14 protein-coding genes and 1 pseudogene are annotated in these 15598 nt (G+C 69.5%); 6 read left to right on the top strand and 9 right to left on the bottom strand.

The annotated features are described in order from the left end of the window. Positions 1-45: 45 nt before the first annotated feature. Entirely contained in the window at positions 46-1698 is a 1653-nt protein-coding gene (locus IEY89_RS33605; RefSeq protein ID WP_189151320.1) for an AMP-binding protein, read from the top strand. Between the two features lie 87 nt (positions 1699-1785). Here IEY89_RS33605 and IEY89_RS33600 read toward each other — a convergent pair whose 3' ends face one another. After that, positions 1786-2598 (bottom strand): methyltransferase domain-containing protein, encoded by an 813-nt coding sequence (locus IEY89_RS33600; protein WP_189151319.1) that lies wholly within the window; start codon positions 2596-2598, stop codon positions 1786-1788. Positions 2599-3003: 405 nt separating this feature from the next. Between IEY89_RS33600 and IEY89_RS33595 the strand changes: the two genes are divergently transcribed. Both IEY89_RS33595 and IEY89_RS33590 read left to right on the top strand, forming a co-directional pair. Continuing rightward, positions 3004-4059 carry a Rieske 2Fe-2S domain-containing protein gene (locus IEY89_RS33595; RefSeq protein WP_229695552.1) on the top strand — a complete coding sequence of 352 codons (1056 nt, stop codon included), beginning with the start codon at positions 3004-3006 and terminating at the stop codon, positions 4057-4059. A 32-nt stretch (positions 4060-4091) separates the two neighbouring features. Further along, positions 4092-4553, top strand: coding sequence for a prevent-host-death family protein (locus IEY89_RS33590; protein ID WP_189151318.1), 462 nt, complete (start codon positions 4092-4094; stop codon positions 4551-4553). Between the two features lie 487 nt (positions 4554-5040). On the opposite strand, the gene IEY89_RS33585 is transcribed toward IEY89_RS33590, so the two are convergent. From IEY89_RS33585 to IEY89_RS41075, 3 genes and pseudogenes are all read right to left on the bottom strand, one after another. Then, entirely contained in the window at positions 5041-5208 is a 168-nt protein-coding gene (locus IEY89_RS33585; RefSeq protein ID WP_229695551.1) for a DUF397 domain-containing protein, read from the bottom strand. 17 nt (positions 5209-5225) lie between these two features. Then, positions 5226-5639: a DUF6879 family protein gene (locus IEY89_RS33580; RefSeq protein ID WP_189151317.1), complete on the bottom strand. Its 414-nt coding sequence runs from the start codon at positions 5637-5639 to the stop codon at positions 5226-5228. Continuing rightward, positions 5623-5822 (bottom strand): annotated as a pseudogene (locus IEY89_RS41075) (hypothetical protein). The gene IEY89_RS33580 and the pseudogene IEY89_RS41075 overlap by 17 nt, the downstream one beginning before the upstream one ends. Positions 5823-6254: 432 nt before the next feature. On the opposite strand from IEY89_RS41075, the gene IEY89_RS33575 reads away from it, so the two are divergent. Next, positions 6255-6458 (top strand): hypothetical protein, encoded by a 204-nt coding sequence (locus IEY89_RS33575; RefSeq protein ID WP_189151316.1) that lies wholly within the window; start codon positions 6255-6257, stop codon positions 6456-6458. An 80-nt stretch (positions 6459-6538) separates the two neighbouring features. Here IEY89_RS33575 and IEY89_RS33570 read toward each other — a convergent pair whose 3' ends face one another. The 5 genes from IEY89_RS33570 to IEY89_RS33550 form a co-directional block, all read right to left on the bottom strand. Further along, the gene (locus tag IEY89_RS33570; protein ID WP_189151315.1) at positions 6539-6922 is read right to left on the bottom strand and encodes a hypothetical protein; all 384 of its coding nucleotides are present in this window, start codon (positions 6920-6922) and stop codon (positions 6539-6541) included. A gap of 127 nt (positions 6923-7049) precedes the next feature. Further along, positions 7050-10412, bottom strand: coding sequence for a S8 family peptidase (locus tag IEY89_RS33565; protein WP_189151314.1), 3363 nt, complete (start codon positions 10410-10412; stop codon positions 7050-7052). A gap of 154 nt (positions 10413-10566) precedes the next feature. Next, positions 10567-11628, bottom strand: a complete 1062-nt coding sequence (locus IEY89_RS33560; RefSeq protein WP_189151313.1) for an ABC-2 membrane transporter-related protein — start codon at positions 11626-11628, stop codon at positions 10567-10569. Continuing rightward, positions 11625-12563: an ABC transporter ATP-binding protein gene (locus IEY89_RS33555; protein ID WP_189151361.1), complete on the bottom strand. Its 939-nt coding sequence runs from the start codon at positions 12561-12563 to the stop codon at positions 11625-11627. The genes IEY89_RS33560 and IEY89_RS33555 overlap by 4 nt, the downstream gene beginning before the upstream one ends. A gap of 4 nt (positions 12564-12567) precedes the next feature. Next, positions 12568-13011: a GntR family transcriptional regulator gene (locus tag IEY89_RS33550; RefSeq protein WP_189151312.1), complete on the bottom strand. Its 444-nt coding sequence runs from the start codon at positions 13009-13011 to the stop codon at positions 12568-12570. A 376-nt stretch (positions 13012-13387) separates the two neighbouring features. Here IEY89_RS33550 and IEY89_RS33545 point away from each other — a divergent pair, with 376 nt between their 5' ends. Then, positions 13388-13906 carry a hypothetical protein gene (locus IEY89_RS33545; protein ID WP_229695550.1) on the top strand — a complete coding sequence of 173 codons (519 nt, stop codon included), beginning with the start codon at positions 13388-13390 and terminating at the stop codon, positions 13904-13906. A 184-nt stretch (positions 13907-14090) separates the two neighbouring features. After that, positions 14091-15431: an alpha/beta fold hydrolase gene (locus IEY89_RS33540; protein ID WP_189151311.1), complete on the top strand. Its 1341-nt coding sequence runs from the start codon at positions 14091-14093 to the stop codon at positions 15429-15431. Positions 15432-15598 lie beyond the last annotated feature (167 nt).

Genomic DNA, 15598 nt, shown 5'->3' with positions numbered 1-15598 from the left:
AATAAATAAAACAGAACAAACGTGCGCAATTTTATCCTATGGAAAGTGAAAATTGTGAACCCGATCACCACGTTGCGCCCATCCGCCACCACCGTGGAGCAGTACCGCAAGGAGGATGCCTGGCGCGCCGACAGCATCCTGGACGACCTGGCGCGGTGGCGTGCCGAGACTCCCGACGCCCCCGCCCTTCTCGTGTCGGAGGCCGGCCAGGGCGTCCTACAGTTGAGCTACGCGCAGTACGCGGAGTATGTGGACCTCTTCGCCGGCGCGTTGCACGCGCTGGGGGTACGCAGCGGTCAGGTCGTCGCGATGCAGTTGCCGAACCGCTGGCAGGTCGGACCGCTGCTACTGGCCTGCGCCCGGCTCGGGGCCGTCGCCGCGCCGATCATGTGCGCGTTCCGCCCCCGTGAGCTGGAGCGGATGCTCCGCCGACTGGATGCCGTCGTCTGCGTGACCATCGATCGGTGGGACAACTTCGAGCACGCCGCGGCGCTGGCCGAGATGGCACCGCGGCTGCCCGCCCTGCGCCACCGTGTGGTGCTCGGCGAGCGAACCGCCGACGGGGACGACGGGGAACTCGACTTCCGCGAGTACTTCGAGCACACCGAGCACACCACCCTGCCGGATCCGTCCGTCGTGGACCCGGACCGGGTCTCCTTGGTGCTGTTCACCTCCGGCACCTCCGGCGAGCCGAAGGCTGTGCTGCACACCCTCAACACCTCGTACGCCTGGTACGCCCCCCTCGCGGCCGCCGACGGCATCGGCCCCGACAGCCGCGTCTACTCACCGAACGCGGCGACGCACATCGTCGGCCTCACCATGGGGCTCCTGATGCCGCTGCACCGCGGGGCCTGCGCGGTCATGACGGACCTCTGGGAGCCGGAGGCCGTCATCCCCTTCCTGGCCCAGGCCGACGTCAGCTGGATGGTCATCGTCCCAGTCACCCTCTCCGCCCTGATCGACGCGATGGAACGCACGTCGCTGCGACTGCCCACCGTGCGGATCATCCGCGCAGGAGGCACCACGGTCCCGCAGCCGCTGTTCAAGCGGGTGACCGAGACCTTCGGAATCCCGCTGGATGTGGGCTGGGGCATGACTGAGGGCGCCAACATCTTCACCCGCACCGGAGAACACCCGGACCTGGCCGGACGCACCGTCGGACGTTGCGCCCCGGGCCAGGAGATCGACCTGCGGGCCGACCACCCGATCAGCGACGACCGACCCGGGCGTCTCTTCGCCCGCGGCCCTTCGCTGTGCCTGGCCACCTGGGGCCGGGACAACGGTCGGCTGACCGTGCTCGCCGAACACAACGACGGCTGGTACGACACCGGTGACCTCGTAGCACCGGACGGCCACGGCGGCATCCGGCTGCACGGCCGTGCCGAAGACCGGATCGGCGACATCATGATCCCGGTCAGTGACGTCGAGTCGGCACTGCTGGACCACCCCGACGTACGGGATGTCGCCCTGGTCGGCTACCCCGGCGGCCACGGCAGCGAGCTTGCCTGCGCGGTCGTCGTCCCGGGGGAGCGGACGCCCACCCTCGACGGCCTGCGCGACTGGCTCGGCGGGCTCGGCATGAGCGAATGGTGCCTGCCGTCCCGCCTGGAACTCCTGCCCGAACTGCCGCGCAACCAGACCGGCAAGGTGCAGAAGAACCTGCTCCGGGAACGGCTTCAGCTCCGCTCAGCCGACTGAGCCGACCAAGAGGTTCGGGTCGCCCGGGGAGCATTCTCCCCGGGCGACCCGAACCGACTACCGGAATCCCTCGGCGGGCATCGGCGGCTACGACGCCAGGCGGGCCGTGGTGATGAAGAAGGTCGCCGTCGCGGTGAAGGCGTTCCGGCGAGAGAGATCGCCCAGGTCGTCCTTCCACCGTGCCGCCGCCTCCTCGCTGACGGCGCCCTGGGCGAGAGCCGCCGTCAGGGCCGGCTCCAGTACCACGCCGAACGCGGACGCGTGGTCGTTCAGGGCCGCCATGACGGGAACGACCTCGATGCCGGTGAATCCCGCGTCGGCGAGATGGTAGGCGCTGTGGGTGCCGGCGTGGGGATTCGGGACGGCCGCGCAGAACGCGCCCTTGACCGCGTCGGTCGTCTCCGGGAACCGCGAACTCACCGCCATCGACCCGAGATCGGGGTCCGCGAGAACGATCGTCCCGCCCGGCCTCAGCACCCTGCGGGCCTCGGACAGTGCCTCGGCGGGAGCGCCGAAGTGGAGGAAGGTCCGCTCCGACCGGTACCACGACAGTTCACCGTCCTCGAACGGCAGCTCGAAGGCGCTGCCGCTGACGACGCGACAGTGCGGGAACCTGGCCAGGGCCGCGTCGACCATGGCCTGGCTGCTGTCGACCCCCACAGCGTCCTTTCCGAGCCGTACGAGATCCGCGACGGCGCGGCCGGCGCCGCACCCGACGTCCGCTCCCTTGCCCTCGGCGGCCTCCAGGGCGCGGTAGGTGACCTCCCGCACGGCGCGGCCGCTCTCGCTCTCCTCCATCTTCCGCAGATAGGCGATGAAGTCCTCGGGGACGCCGGCCGAGTCGACGTCGTGGAAGCGTGCGGCAAGGCTTTCGGCGGTGCGTGGTCCGGTGGTGTCCACGTGCAGCTGTCTCCCGTCAGGGGGTGCCTGATGCTTCAGTGCGGGTGGCGCTTATAGATGGGTCAACTCAGCCTATCAGTACGGGAGTTGACGGAGCGTTCAGACCGGCCGGCCCCATTTCACCGTCAGCGGATGGATCAATCCCGCCTCAACGTGTTCGGCGAACTTCGGACGGATCCCGTCGAACCGGGCGGCGATGGCCCTGCCCGCCGTGTCCCCGTCCTCCGGGTCGCCCGCGAGCCGGAGGACGAGTTCGTCCCTGGCGTCCCTGCGGCGCCGCCGGCGATATGGACCACACCCTGTGGTGAACGGTGTGCTGTGGCGGTCACGGACCGGGGCGCCCTCGCGTGACCTGGGCGAAGCTGCGCCCTGGTCGAGCGTTGTTCAACGACCTAGCATCGGCGCATGCGCTTATGGCGGAGTCACGACACGTTCGCGTCCCTCCCGCGCGACCCGCGAGCCGACGACTATCCGATGCCATTCGTCCCGTACGGCTGGTACGCCGTACTCCGCAGCACCGACCTACGGCCAGGCAAGGTCGTCAGCCTCCACTACTTCGGACGCGCGCTCATCGCCTTCCGGGGAGCCGACGGACGGGCCACCGTCCGGGACGCGCACTGCCCCCACTACGGCGCACACCTGGGCGCCGGGGGCAAGGTCGTGGACGGCACGGTGGTGTGCCCGTTCCACGGCTGGCGGTTCGGCACGGACGGCAAGTGCGTTGAGGCACCGTTCGCCGCCCACACCCCGAAGGTGTCCCTCGGCGGATTCCCGGTCCGCGAACACAGCGGACTGGTCCTCGTCTACGCCGGGCCGGGCGAGCCGTCGTGGGAGGTACCGGAAATCCCCGAGACGGAGTCCAAGGCCTACGCCTCCCCCATCGACGACACCTGCCGGGCGCGTATCCACGTCCAGGAGATGCGCGAGAACATCGTCGACGAGTCCCACTTCCACTTCATCCACGGCCAGAGCGAACCCCCGGTCCAGGAGTGGCGCCAGGACGGCCCGTACGCCGAGGCCCGCGGCCGGATCGCCCGACGCGTTCTCCGCTGGGACATCAACAACACCTTCGACGCATTCATGTACGGCCCGGGCGTCATGGTGGTCCGCGTGAACGGCCCGGTCCTGTCGGTGACCGCCGTCGCCCTCACCACCCCGGTCGACGACCGCACGAGCGAACTCCGGATGCTGTACTACCTGCGCAAACCGGCCCGGTTCCCGTTCCGGTTCCTGACACCCGCTCTCAAGCTCGTGTTCCGCGCGGAAGCCCTGGGGGAGGTGCGGGAGGAGGTCGCGATCTGGGACCACAAGATCCACCAGGCCCGCCCGGTCCTGCTCCCCCACGAGAAGGGGATCAGGGCGCTGCGGCGGTGGTACGCGCAGTTCTACCCGTCGTCGGACGTGCCGATTCCGGGGGCGCGTCGGGCGGGCCTGCCGCCCTCTCCGGCCACCCTGCCTTGACTTCGGAACATATTCCGAATTACGCTTCCCCTATGTCCACTCTGACCGTTTCGTTCTCTGATCTGTCGAAGAACTCCAAGCGGGTCGCCGAAACCGTCGAACGTGCCCAGCGTGTCCATGTAACGCGCCGTGACGGCGAGGACCTGTACCTCACCACCGAGCGACATGACCGTCAGCGCGAGGAGACCGCCGACGTCACCGCCCGGCTGTTCGCAGCCCTGATCAGCAGCGACGAGGGCGCCCGCGCGATTCTGCTTGCCCTGCCCGAGGTTTTTCCGTGGACTCGGCACCTGTCGACAGAAGAAGTTCGCGAGTTCGTCGTCGACCTCGTCAACGCGACCCACGACGCCGCAGAACTGGACGTACACACCAACCTGCACCGGGTCATAGCCGAATGGCGCGCCACCGCCAGAATCCTCGCGGACCCCGACCTGACGGCGCAGCTGACCACCCCCCTCCCGGACGAGGACCACGGCGAGGTACCCGCTCCGTAAGCCCCAAACGCGGCGACGACGTCCCACCACCGCCGATCGGTAACGAATGGCGCCTCCGATTCACCACGAACGACGCGGCCAAAGGCTGGGGCGACCTGTGCGCCGAAGCCCTGGGCAACACCCGGCGTTGCTACGAGGCCCTGCGTACCGACCCACTCTCCACAAACGACCCCAACCGCCAGCACAGGCTCCGCGGGCGCCTTACCACGGCCACTCTTGGCGGCACGGAGTACCCGCAGTGGGAGTACGAGGTCACCGCCGACGGCCGTGACCGCTATCTCGTCGACCAACCCCGCCGGACCGTGCACCTCGTCTACGCCTCCACCCGGCACCCCAAGGACACCGACAGCTGAATCACCTCACACCGCGCACGCGCAGCCCGCGTTCACCGGTGCCCAGGCCCTTCGGGAGACAGTTCGCCCGAGTTCCAGTCGCAGGAGAGCACCCTCGACCGTGTGGTTGGGGGTCCTCTGCTTCCGCTCTGCGCTCAGTGCTTGATGTGCTCCACGAAGACACCCCAGGCTACTTCGGAAGCAACCAGGATCGGCCCGTTGAGGCTCTTGCTGTCGCGGACGGGGACAACGCCGGGGAGGTCGTTGGAGACCTCGACGCAGACACCGCCGCCGTTACTGTAGGAGGACTTGAACCAGTCCACGCCTTCCAGGTCGGAGGCTAGATCTGGGTTCCGTCCGACTCATAGTGCATGAGAACGATCCGAGACCGGTCGAACATCCAGAAGTCCTGTATCCCGTCAAGGGAGTTCGGGCGATGGGTCACATCGAGGATGCGAATGGCTTCCCCGGCTTCGACGTTGTGCCGGTAGTACTCGAACTCGAAGCGGAGGTAGTCCGAGAGGGGTTGGGTGACGATGTGAACTCGTCCCACCCTGCGCCCGTCGGCCACGTACCCCTGGACGCGGTCGAACCAGGGCTGTGTCGCTTCGCGCGTGACCGGCTCCCCGTCCAGGAACCGGCGAACGAGCTCTTCCTCCTGGGGCACGCGGTAGACGGGCAAGGTTTCCAGCCGCCATGCCTCCTGTTGCATGGCATCGAACGTCCTCCGCCAGTCTTCACCAGCCAAGAGCACGGACAGCCTCCCTCAGCACCGCTTCCGGAATCTCTACGAGCGCTTCCCCCGCAGGCGGGACGAAGGCATTGGATGTATCACCTTGGAACACGAACGACCCCGAGGCCGTTCGGTACACGTTGGGCAGTCGTCGCCACCGCATTCCCCGTTGCCGGTGAGTCGGGTCAGTTCCTCACGCGTCATCGTGCCCCCTCTGTGTCGGGCAGGTCGGTTGCCCGCCTTGGCGAAAACGCTAGAGCGAGCGACCACGGCCCGTCCATGACACCTCAAGAATATTCCAGTAGTGGGGTACTTGATCTTGCGGATCCGCCTGTCTCTGCGCCGTTGCCGCAGGTCAGTCTGCGGAATCACGACTGCCGACTCGACCGCCAGAGGCGCCACTACACCTTCGCTTGACTTCGGACACCTTCCGAAGCACGCTCCCCCCATGTCCATTCCGACCGTGCTGGCTTCCTGCTTGCCGCACAGAGTGTTGATCGTCGGCGCCTCAGCGCGCCCCGACTTGCTCCCGCGAGTGAACCACCGGCGGCTCAACTCGCTCTCCACCGCTGGGATCAGTCCCGCCCCGGTCCACGCAGGCTGCGAGGATGCGCGTACCGGAACGGAAAGAGGGAGATGAGCGTGCTGCTGTTTCTACTGATCGGCGTCCTTGTGCTCACCGTCGGCGGATGCGTCTGTGTCGTGTGGGCCGCGCGGGGCGGGCCGCCCTGGGTGCGCGCGGTGGCCACCGCGACCCTGGTGGCGGGCCGGGTGGTGAGCAAGAGGGGGACCAAGAGCAACAACGGCAGCAGCAACCAGGGTTCCGACGGGAACGACTAGGACAGGCCCCTCCGGGTCGGCTTCTCGGTGGGCACAGTCGTGTGCACCGAGGTGAAGTGACGGTGCGCCAGCTCCGCCGGTCAGGGATATACGGCGCCGGTTTCCGCCCTGCGTGCCATCTGGGCCAGCAGCAGAGCGCCTCCGGCCGCCACCCCTACCCCCAGCGCTCCCGCGGCCAGGAAACCGCCGGAGGAGCGCCAGGACAGCACCGACCACCGCGACTGCGCGGAGAACAGCGACCCTGTGCTCAGCCACGAACCGGTCGAGATCAGCGACAGGGCGGACCCGATCGAGCCGACCGACAGGGCGCTTCCGATGGAGCCGATCGACAAGGCCGAACCGACGGACCCCACGGACAGTACCGATCCCACCGAGCCGATCGACAGCACGGAGTCCTGCGACCACAACGACAGCACCGAGCCAGAGGAGGCACAACCGGTCGGCTGTTCGGACAGATTTTTCATGAGGCCATCCTGCCCGCAGCGCCCCCCTCGGGCCACTCTCCGTTCCCGGCGGCCGTCGACGGCCCATCACAAGGGCGCCCGGGCCGACCGAAGCCGACCCGGGCGCTCAACTCTCTTGTAATGGCGCCTACTTGACGGTCCGATAGGCCCGGTGGATCGTCTGCTTCAGGGTGTTGCCGTCCGTGTCCGTGAGGGCCACGCGCAGGGAGACCGTGCCCGCCTTCGCCGGGTGGCGCAGGTCGAGGCGCTTGCCGCCGACCGCCTTCGCCGGGTGCCAGGTCCGGCCGTCGTCGTACGAGACCGAGAAAGCGAGCTTGCGGGCGGTGCGTGCGGTGGCCGCGCCCTCGACCGTGAACGGCACCGAGAATCGCGTACCCGCCTTGGCCGTGCTCGCCGTGGACAGCCGGGGCGTGAAGCGGACCACCGACAGCGGCAGCCGCTGGCCGACTCCGGTGACGTGCGCGGAGGTGAAGGTCCACTCGGCGGTGATCCGGGTGCTGACCGGGGACAGCGTGGTGGGGCGGGAGACGTCCGTGGTGAGGCGGAACGTGCGCTTGGCGGCGGGGAGTTCGTACGAGCCGCCGTTCAAGGGCGCGTCCACGGAGACGAGTTGCGTGCCGTCCGCGTACAGAGTGCTCCTGGCCTTGCTGTAGCGGGAGTCGCCCACATGGCCGGCGCCGTCGGAGAACAGGGGGAGGTAGACCAGGAAGGTGTCGCCGATACGGACCGCGCCGGGACGGTCGTCGCCGTCCGTCAGCGGGCCGGTGAGGTGCGGGCCGAAGACGCCGGTGTTGAAGCGCTCGGTGTACTGCTTGCCCGCGCTGTAGGAGCGGGGCTGCGCCGTCCACTGGCCGGCGTCCCACACCGGTTCGCCCTCCGCGTCCTTGCCGCCCTCCTGCGAGACGGCGTACCGCCACTTCACGCCCGGCAGGACGTAGTCGGTGAAGCTGCCCGGCAGGGAGCGCGTCTCCTGGTAGAAGTCGATCCACGAGCCGCCCGGCAGCAACGGCGCGGCGACGAGCGACGCCGACTTGCCCTTGGCGGGCGTACCGACAGGGATCGTGACCTTGGCGAACTGCGCGCGCTTCAGGTTCGCGGTGAAGCCCGACAGATCGCCGGTACGGTTCCAGACCGGCCGGTAGCTCGTACTGCCGTGCCTCCAGGTGCCGTTGTACTGCGCGACCGCCTCGCCCGCCGGCAGCCGGGCGCCGAACTGCCCGACGCGCAGGTTGCCGAAGCTGCCCATGTACGTCGAGTGGCTCTGGTTCCCGTCGATGTCGAACCCGTAGGTGAAGGTGCCGTCGGTGTGCTTCGCCCTGCTGTCCGGCACGGTGATCCGGATCGGCTTGGCCTTGCGGGCGTCCATGACGAGGGTGGTGTCACGGGTGAGCGAGAACTTCGGGTTGAGGAGAAGGGCCAGCTCCCCGGAGTCGGCGTCCGGGGTCGGGCCCGTGTCGACACGGCCTTCGAGGCTGTAACGGCCCCTGGGCAGCCGTACGGTGAACTCGCCGTCCGTGTCGTCGGAGTGGTCCTGCCAGATCTCGTTGTCCAGGCCCTGCACCCCGGTCTGGGAACGGATGGCGGGCTTGCCCTTCAGGTCGAGGTGTTTGACCGTCAGGTCGTACGACTCGACCTCGCGGTGTACGCCGATGCCGGTCCGTACGGTCGTACCCGCGCCGTCCGTCGCGGTGAGCGCGCCGCCGAAGGAACCGTCGGCCGTGCCCGCGCCGCTGTCGGCGGTGACCTGGACGGTCGCGGTGGCACCCGCCGGGACGGTGAGCTGCTTCGGAGAGACCTCGAACATGCCCTCGGCGGCGGGCTTTCCGTCCTCGCCATACGCCTCGGTGGTCAGGTCGAGGGTGAGCGGGCGGTCGCCGTCGTTGCGGTAGGTGACCGTCTTCGTGGACGGCTGGTCGTCGGTGTGCGGCCACTGCTGGGCGGGGAAGCCGAGGGTGGCGGGGCTGGTGGTGAGCTGCTGGTCGAGGGCTCGGGGGAGGTCGGTACGGCCCGTGCCCTGCGCGAACGCCGACACACCGGCGGTGGGTTTCGCCGAGGCGGTGAGCGCGGCCTTGATGCGCTCGCCGGTCCAGTCGGGGTGGCGCTGGGCGAGGATCGCGGCGGCGCCCGCGACATGCGGGGTCGCCATCGACGTACCGCTCATCGACACGTAGCCGTCGGCTGCCGGGTCGCCCTCCGTGCCCTCGGCGGCCTTCGCGGCGACGATGTCGACACCGGGGGCGGTGAGATCGGGCTTGAGGGAACCGTCCGCGGTCGGGCCGCGGCTGGAGAACTCGGCCATGGCGTCGGTGCGGTCCACCGCGCCCACCGTGAGCGCGGCGGCGGCGCTGCCCGGCGATCCGACGGTGCCGGCGTCGGGGCCCTCGTTGCCGGCGGCGATCACGAAGAGGGCGCCGGAGGACGCGGACAGCTCGTCCACCGCCTGTTCGAGGGGGTCGTCACCGGGACTGTCGGGGCCGCCCAGGCTGAGGTTGATCACCTTGGCGCCCTGCGCGACGGCCCACTGCGCGCCGGCGATGAGGCCGGACTCCTGGCCGGAGCCTTCGTCGTCGAGCACCTTGCCGCTGATCAGCCGGGCGCCCGGCGCGACCCCCTTGTACTTCCCCCCGGAGTGCGCGCCCGACCCCGCGACCGTCGAGGCCACATGGGTGCCGTGGCCCACCCGGTCGACGGTGTCCGCCGACTCGGAGAAGTTCTTGGCCGCGTCGATACGGCCCTTCAGATCCGGGTGCGTGCCGTCGACCCCGGTGTCCAGCACGGCGACCTTGACGCCCTTGCCGTCATACCCGGCCGCCCATGCCTCGGGGGCGCCGATCTGGGCGGTGCTCTTGTCGAGGGCTGCCTCGACCTTCCCGTCCAGCCAGATCTTCTCGACCCGGTCGGCGGCAGCCGATCTCTCCCGCGCCGTCCCCCCGCTGCCGGTGAGCGTCTCCCACAGTTCGGCGCCCTCGGACTTACGGGCCTTCAGCGCGTCCCCGTTGACGCTGGGCAGGTCCCGGCTCACCCGGGCGCCGGCGGCGGACAGCGCGCTCGGCGCGAGGGTGCGGCCCTTGGCGTACGTCACGATCAGCGGGAGGTCGGGGCGGGCCGCGTCGTCGTAGCCCCACTTCACGAGCTGGGTCACGTCGAACAGCCGCCGGTCGGCGGTGCCGTTCGCGAGGAGCCGCTCGGCGTCACGCGGGACGACGTAGGTGCGGCCGGCGTTCCGCGCTATTCGGAAGGCGGTGCCTTCCCGTCCCTTGCCGGGCCGCACACCGGTGACCTGTCCGGTGGCGTCCAGGGTGACCCGGTCACCGGTGACGAGGGTGACGGTCCTGGCCTTGCCGAGGGCGCCGGCCGTACCCGCCGTACCGCCGTCGGACTGTGCGGCCCCGGATTCCGGGGCGGCGACGAGCAGAGCCGCGGTAAGGGCGGCGGCGACGAGCGCGGCGAGAGCGGAAGCCTCACTCGCTCGCCTCTTACGGTGATTCAAGGCATGCCTTTCTCTCCGGACTTCCGGGCATGGCGAAACAGCCCGGCGGACGGGACAAAGAAACAGAGGGGGAAGAGGCGCCCCTTCGAGAAGGGGCGCGGGGCGTACGGAGTCGGACTGGCCGACCCAGACGAGCCGACTCAGACGAGGCGACTCAGACGAGGCGCTTACGGCCCCAGAAGAAGAGGAACGCCACGACACCGGCCGTCACGGCGAACAGAATCGACGCCCCGAACCACTGCATACCGTGCATCTGCGACATCGGGAGGTACTCCACCGCATAGCCCACGACATCGGCCTTGTCCAGGCACACCTGCCGTGCCGCGTCGGTCTGCGATCCCGAACAGGTGCCGAATCCCACCAGATCCCCGCTGCCGGTGACAAACGAGTAGTCGATCTCGTAGGCGCCGCGGGGGAGCGACGGGGACCCGTTCTCGCCCATGACACCCTTGTTCGTCGTGACCGTGACAGCGTTGCCGAGCGACTCGATGGAGTAGGACCAGACGACCTGGAGGGCCACGGTGAACCCGAAGGTGACGACCATGGCCATCAGCGTGCGGCGCAGCACCACACCGATCGCGACTCCGCCGAACACGGAGAGGAGGGTGAGAGCGACGGGCACCGGGCCCGTGTTGTTGAAGGCCTGGCTGGACATCCAGTCCATGACCGTGACCTCGGACTTGACGGGGTTCCACCACCAGCCGAACACCGCCGACAGCACGCCCGTACTCACCACGACCACCAGCCCGGCCAGCGCCAGCTTCGTGGCGAGCCAGCGGGTCCGGCTCATGGACTGGGCGGCGACCAGCTTGGCCGTGCCGTTCTCCAGGTCGCCCGCGAGCAGCGGGGCGCCGAGGAAGACACCGAGCAGGATGGGTATCACCCCGAGACCGAGGGCGACGAAGGAGAACGCGTCGACGTACTGCTGGAACGCGCTGCCCACCTCGTCGAGGTTCTTGGCGGGATAGCCGTGGCCGGTGAGGAAGTCCGTCAACTGGCCGCGCTGGTAGACCATCCAGGCCACGGAAAGCGCGGCGGCGGCGAGGATCGACCAGAACCCGGCCCGGTGCTGACGCCAGACCAGCCAGGTCATACCGCTGAGGTGGGGACGCCGGGTGGCCTCCGTGGTGGTCGCGTTCATGGTCCCGTTCTTGCCGTCGGTCGGGGTGCCGGTCGTGGTGCCGGCCGGGTTCGAGGCGCTGGTGAAGGTGCTCATGCCGCCACCGTCCCGATGCCGAACGCCTGGCCCTGACCATGGACCTGGGCGGTGGGGGTGACCAGCGGTGGTGCGTCGGGTGAGCGGAGATAGGCGAGCAGGAGTTCCTCCATGTTCGGGGTGTCCGTCTCCCAGGGGCCGGTGACCGGGCCCTCGGGGCGGATGAGCGCGGTGAACTGCCGTCCGCTGATCCGGGACTCGACGAGGGTGTGGTGCCCGAGGGCGACGGGCAGACCGTCGCCCTCCCGGACCCCGGTGACCATGGTGTGCACGGACATCAGCTCGTCCACGTCACCGGCGAGGCGCACGCCGCCGCCGGAGACGACGACGAGGTAGTCGCACACGTTCTCCAGTTCGGCGAGGACGTGGGTGGACATCAGCACGGTGGTGCCGTGCTCGGCGGCCTCGGCGAGCAGAATGCCCATGATCTCGTGGCGCACGACCGGGTCGAGGTCCGACATCGGCTCGTCGAGCAGCAGCAGTTCGGGGCGCTTGCCGAAGGCGAGGGCGATGGCGACGCGGGTGCGCTGACCGCCGGAGAGGGTGCTGATCTTCGCCTCGAAGGGCACGTTGCCCGCGCGGATGATGTCCTCGGCGGCGCGCTGGTCCCAGCCGGGGTTCAGCTCCCGGCCCAGTCGCAGGGTCTCCGCCACGGTGAAGCGGCGGAACAGGGGCTTCTCCTGGGCGAGGAACGCGGTGCGCCGGCCGGACTCCGCCGAGCCCGGTGCCTCGCCGAACAGGCTGATCGAGCCGTTCGTCGGCTCCAGGACATGGGCCGCGATGTTCAGCAGCGTGGTCTTGCCCGCCCCGTTGGGCCCGACCAGCCCGCAGATCCGTCCGGCCGGAAGCCGGAAGGAACAGTCCCGCAGTGCCCAGCCCCGCCGGTAGCGCATCCCCAGCCCGTACGCCTCAAGCGCCGGCTTCCCCGCGTACATACCGTCACTCACCTGTGCTCCTAGTTGTCGTGGACCCCGTTGCCGCCGTGGTCCCGGCGGCGTACTGCTTCTCCATCGCCGACGCGACCAGTGCGGCCACGTCCTCCTGCTCCAGACCGGCCCCGGCCGCCTTCGACATCCACGCCGCCAGCTCCGCGTACAGCGGCGAGTCGGTGCCCGTCTCGGGGCGGCCCAGCGTGCGGCGTACGAAGGTGCCCTGGCCCGGTCGCGGTTCGACCAGGCCCTCGCGCTCCAGCTCGCGGTACGCCTTGAGGGTGGTGTTCGGGTTGACCGCAGTGGTCTCGGCGACCTCCTTGGCGGTGGGCAGCCGGTCACCCGGCACCAGGACGCCCAGCCGCAGGGCCTGCTTGGTCTGCTGCACGATCTGCTGGAAGGCGGGGACCCCGCTCCGCCTGTCGATGCGGTACTCCACGATCACCACCACCATTCCACTACTTGATTAGTGGAATGATGATGGAGGGGTCCGAGGCCGATTGTCAACGCCGGCCGGGAAGCGAGGAGGACGGGAACCGGGCTGCCCGAAGTGACGGGAGGGGCTCCTGGGACACCTCTTCGGTGGCCAGCCTGGGTCCAGGCCTTCACCCGAGGGCCGGAAACGGATCACCGAGAACGAACCGGTTACCGCCACGCAGCCCTCGCACAGCCCCTGTTGACACTCGCGCCGACCGGCCCGGCGGTCCACGACCCCGGACCGCCGGGCCGGGGCCGGCCGTTCCGCATCGCTCGTCGCGATCACGGTGACCGCGACGTCAGGGAGGTAATCTGACCGTCTTTTCGAGACAGTGACGGACGGGGAACACGACATGCCCAGCAAGAAACGCCTGATGGTGGCCGGTCTGACGATGGCCCTCATGGCCGCGCTCGGCGCATGCGGAGGCGGAAACGGGAGCGGGAACGGGAGCGGCCCGGACGACGACCCGCGGGGGGACCACACCGTCAGCGAGGACAGCGGCAACGGCCAGTACGACGAGGGCGGCGACGACCTGGCGACCGCGCCCGAGACGGCCACCGTCACCGGACTCCGCGACGCCGTCCGTCACGTCCCCAGGAAGACCACCAAGGCCACGCGCCCGCACATGGTCAGGAAGTGCACGTCCACCAAGGGCTCCAGGAAGTGCAAGAGCGTCCGCAGCGGCACCGAGACGTACACCCGGGTGGTCCGCCAGGAACGCTGGTGCGTGAGCCTGGACGACGTGGACGGCGACACCTCCAGGGACGCCGTCTGGTACCAGGTCACCCGCACGACCTACACCGAGGCCGCCGCCGCGGACCGGCTCGGCCCCATGAAGTTCACGCCGGAGGCCACCGGCTGCGATCGGTGACGTCCCGTCTCCCCAATTAGACAGTGAGTCAAGTTACTCAACCGTAATCTCCCGACTGCTACCCGAGGTAACCGACCAGTAGGTACGGTCCTGGCGAACGACTCGGCAGGGAGAGGTCACCCCTCGGCCTCTCCCCGAGTTCTCAGCGCTTCCTTCCTGCCCCACGCATCACAGGAGGTTCGCCATGCCCGCACGCAGACGGCTCCTGGCCGCAGCGGTCACCGCTGCGACCTGCCTCGGCGCCCAGGCACTCTCGTACACAACAGCCGCGGCAGCGGACGTCTCCCCGACGGAGACGGTCGTGTCCCGAGGCGTGCAGATCCCCACGTTCTACACGCCACCCACCACCCTCCCCGCCTCCAACGGCGCGGTGATCCGCACCGAACCCCTCCCCCTCGCCATCTCCCTCCCCACCCTCGACGGCCCCCTCCCGGGCCGGGCGACCCGCCTGATGTACAAGTCGACGGACTCGAACGGGGCCCCGGTCGCGGTCACCGGCGCGTACATCGAACCGACGGCGGCCTGGAAGGGAGGCGGCCCGCGCCCCCTGGTCGCGGTGGCCCCGGGCACCATGGGCCAGGGGGACCAGTGCGCCGCGTCCCTGGGTCTGGAGCACCCTCTGTCGTTCAACGGCCGTACGGTGTCGGTCGGTTACGAGGACGTGGCGATCTACCGCCTCCTGGCGACGGGCGCCGCGGTGGTCGTCACGGACTACGCCGGCCTGGGAGCGACGGACCGCCTCCACACCTACGTCAACCGTCTCGACGAGGCCCACGCGGTCCTGGACGCGGTACGCGCCGCCCGCTCCCTCCCCCACACGTCGGTCACCTCCGAGTCCCGGGTGGGCCTGTTCGGCTACAGCCAGGGCGGCGGAGCCACGGCGGCGGCAGCGGAACTCCAGCCTTCCTACGCCCCCGACATCACCCTCGCGGGCACCTACTCGGGCGCCCCGCCGGCCGACCTGACCGCGGTCACGAAGGCGATCGACGGCAGCGAACTGGCGGGCGCGCTGGCCTGGTCGCTCAACGGCTTCCTCCAGTCCGACCCGACGCTGAAGCCGCTGGCGGAGGCCCACCTGAACGCGTCGGGCAAGGCGGCGATGACCGACCTGTCGACGATGTGCGTGGGGGACGCCCTGTTCGGCTACGGCTACGCGAAGAGCACCAAGTGGACGACGGACGGCAAGTCCATCGCCGACATCATCGCGTCCACCCCGGCCTTCCAGACCTTCCTGAACAGCCAGCGCATAGGCACCCTCGAACCATCGAGCCCGATCCGCATAGCGACAGGCATCAGCGACAACCTGGTTCCCCATGCCCAGGCCCGCCGCCTGGCCGCGGACTGGTGCGCGAAGGGCGCCAACGTCACGTACAGACCGGTGATCCTGCCGAACGTGATCAGCCCGCTGCTGAACCACTTCGCCCCGCTCCTCACCGACCAGGGCAGCGCGGTGAGTTGGCTGACGGACCGCCTGTCGGGGAAGCCGGCGGCATCGAACTGCGGGGCGTTGCCGATCCTGCCCTGAGGGGGGAACACATGCAGGAGGCGGCGGCAGCGAGGCCGACCAGGGGCCACGGCCCCACCGGTCGGACTCGCTGCCGCCGCCACGGCGGAGACAGGCCGCGCTCCTCCGCCTACTTGAGCGCTGTACCACCCGAGTTGTGGTGGGTGATCGTCTTGTTGATCAGGTTT

This window comes from Streptomyces lacrimifluminis (genome assembly GCF_014646095.1).
Lineage (GTDB): Bacteria > Actinomycetota > Actinomycetes > Streptomycetales > Streptomycetaceae > Streptomyces > Streptomyces lacrimifluminis.
This window is presented reverse-complemented; position numbering and strand designations above follow the sequence as displayed.

Bases quoted from the DNA above. Each gene is read 5' to 3' on its own strand.
- IEY89_RS33595 (WP_229695552.1), top strand. From the start codon at position 3,004: ATGCGCTTATGGCGGAGTCACGACACGTTCGCGTCCCTCCCGCGCGAC.
- IEY89_RS33590 (WP_189151318.1), top strand. From the start codon at position 4,092: ATGTCCACTCTGACCGTTTCGTTCTCTGATCTGTCGAAGAACTCCAAG.
- IEY89_RS33575 (WP_189151316.1), top strand. From the start codon at position 6,255: ATGAGCGTGCTGCTGTTTCTACTGATCGGCGTCCTTGTGCTCACCGTC.
- IEY89_RS33570 (WP_189151315.1), bottom strand. From the start codon at position 6,922: ATGAAAAATCTGTCCGAACAGCCGACCGGTTGTGCCTCCTCTGGCTCG.
- IEY89_RS33560 (WP_189151313.1), bottom strand. From the start codon at position 11,628: ATGAGCACCTTCACCAGCGCCTCGAACCCGGCCGGCACCACGACCGGC.
- IEY89_RS33555 (WP_189151361.1), bottom strand. From the start codon at position 12,563: ATGTACGCGGGGAAGCCGGCGCTTGAGGCGTACGGGCTGGGGATGCGC.
- IEY89_RS33550 (WP_189151312.1), bottom strand. From the start codon at position 13,011: ATGGTGGTGGTGATCGTGGAGTACCGCATCGACAGGCGGAGCGGGGTC.
- IEY89_RS33545 (WP_229695550.1), top strand. From the start codon at position 13,388: ATGCCCAGCAAGAAACGCCTGATGGTGGCCGGTCTGACGATGGCCCTC.
- IEY89_RS33540 (WP_189151311.1), top strand. From the start codon at position 14,091: ATGCCCGCACGCAGACGGCTCCTGGCCGCAGCGGTCACCGCTGCGACC.